Annotated in this window: 2 protein-coding genes; one reads left to right on the forward strand and one right to left on the reverse strand. The window is 79.8% G+C overall.

The window, feature by feature from the left end; translation table 11 throughout:
- Positions 1-450, forward strand: a 450-nt coding sequence (locus VER05_RS14870) for an ATP-binding cassette domain-containing protein (protein WP_324846115.1), incomplete at its 5' end; no start/stop codon positions are given.
- A gap of 18 nt (positions 451-468) precedes the next feature.
- Here the strand turns inward: VER05_RS14870 and VER05_RS14875 are convergent.
- The coding region (locus tag VER05_RS14875) for an ABC transporter ATP-binding protein (RefSeq protein ID WP_324846116.1) at positions 469-1,660 on the reverse strand (1,192 nt) is incomplete at its 5' end.

Here is a 1,660-nt window from a genome sequence, read left to right on the forward strand (position 1 = left end):
CAGTCCACGCTGAACGACTCCCGCAAGGCGGGGCGGGCCACCGGCCTGCAGCCCGAGGACGTGCTCGCCCGCGTGGGCCTGGAGCCGCGGTTCCTCGACCGCACGCTGCACTCGCTGTCCGGCGGCGAGAAGCAGCGGCTGGCGCTCGCCGACGCGCTGGCGACGCGCCCCGAGATCCTCGTGCTCGACGAGCCCGCCACCGCGCTCGACCCGGCGCTGCGGGAGGCCGTCGCCGACCAGGTGGCCGCCATCGCCGCCACCGGGGTCGGGCTGCTCGTCGTGTCGCACGACCTGCGGCTGGTCGACCGGCTCGCCGACACCGTGCACGTGCTCGGCGAGGGCCGGATCGTGGAGTCGGGCTCGATGCGGTCGCTGCTGTCCGACCCGCAGGCCGCGGAGACGCGGGAGCTGGCGGAGGCGTACCCGGAGGCCGTGGGCGCGTTCCGCTGACGGGCGCGCGGGCGGCGGTCAGCGCGCGCCGAGCGTGAGCACCTCCTCCAGCCGCGCGGGCACGGCGCGGGCGTCGCCGGGCACGCCCGCTGCGGCGAGCACCCGCGCGACGTCCCCGGCGTCCGCCCCGGCCACCCGCACGGCGCGGCCGGCCACGGTCACCGGGAGCCCCGCCGCGCCCAGCGCGCCGAACGCCGCCTGCCAGTCGGGGGTCGCGACCTCCACCGCGGTCGTCCCGTCCAGCACGTCCGCGAGGGTCCCGGCGGCCACGCGGCGGCCCCGGGACAGCAGCACGAGCGCGTCGCACTGCTCGGCCTCCTGCATGTAGTGCGTGGTCACCAGCACGGCCACGCCGGCCTCGGCCTGCTCGTGCACGGTGTCCCAGAGCGCCGCCCGGGCCAGCGGGTCGACCCCCGAGGTCGGCTCGTCCAGCACCAGCAGCTCCGGGGCGTGCGACAGCGCCGAGGCGAACGCGAGCCGCCGCTGCAGGCCCAGCCCCAGCGATCCGACCAGCCGGTCGCGCTCCGCGGCGAGGTCCGCCGGGGGCTCGGGCGCGGCGTCCAGGCCGTACGCCGCGGCGACGAACGCGAGGTTCTCGGCGACGGTGAGGTCCGCCGCCAGGCCCAGGCCCTGCGGGACGTAGCCGATCCGCCGCCGGGCGTCGCGGGACGGCGGGCCGCCGAGCACGCGGACGGTGCCGGACGTCGGGGCCAGCAGGCCGAGGAGGGTGCGGATGAGCGTGGTCTTGCCGGCGCCGTTCGCGCCGAGCAGGCCGAGCACCTGGCCGGGGCGGACCGTGAGGGAGACGTCGTCCACGGCGCGGAACCCGCCGAAGGCGGTGACGACGTGCGCGGCCTCCACGGCCGGGGCGCGCGGCGCGGACCGCGTGGTCGCCGAGGGGGTAGCCGACGCGCCGACGGGGTAGTCGGCGGGTACCCCCTCGACGACTCGCCTACCCCCTCGGCGGGCAGCGGGCGCCGCGCCCACGGGCGGAGCGCCGCGGCGCTCCAGGGTCAGCGCGATCACCGCGTCCTCGAGGTCCGCCGGCGGCGCGCCCTCCCCCGGGGCGACGAGCGCGTGCACCGCGCTCCCGCGGCGCCACTCCGCGAGCGGGCGGGCCGGCCCCGGGTCCCCGACCGCCCGCACCGCGATCGAGCCCCGCACCCGGGCGGCCGCCTCCGCCGGGTCGCCCCGGTACACCTCGGCGCCG

Origin of the sequence: Cellulomonas sp. (genome assembly GCF_035634735.1) — a bacterium.
GTDB lineage: Bacteria > Actinomycetota > Actinomycetes > Actinomycetales > Cellulomonadaceae > Cellulomonas.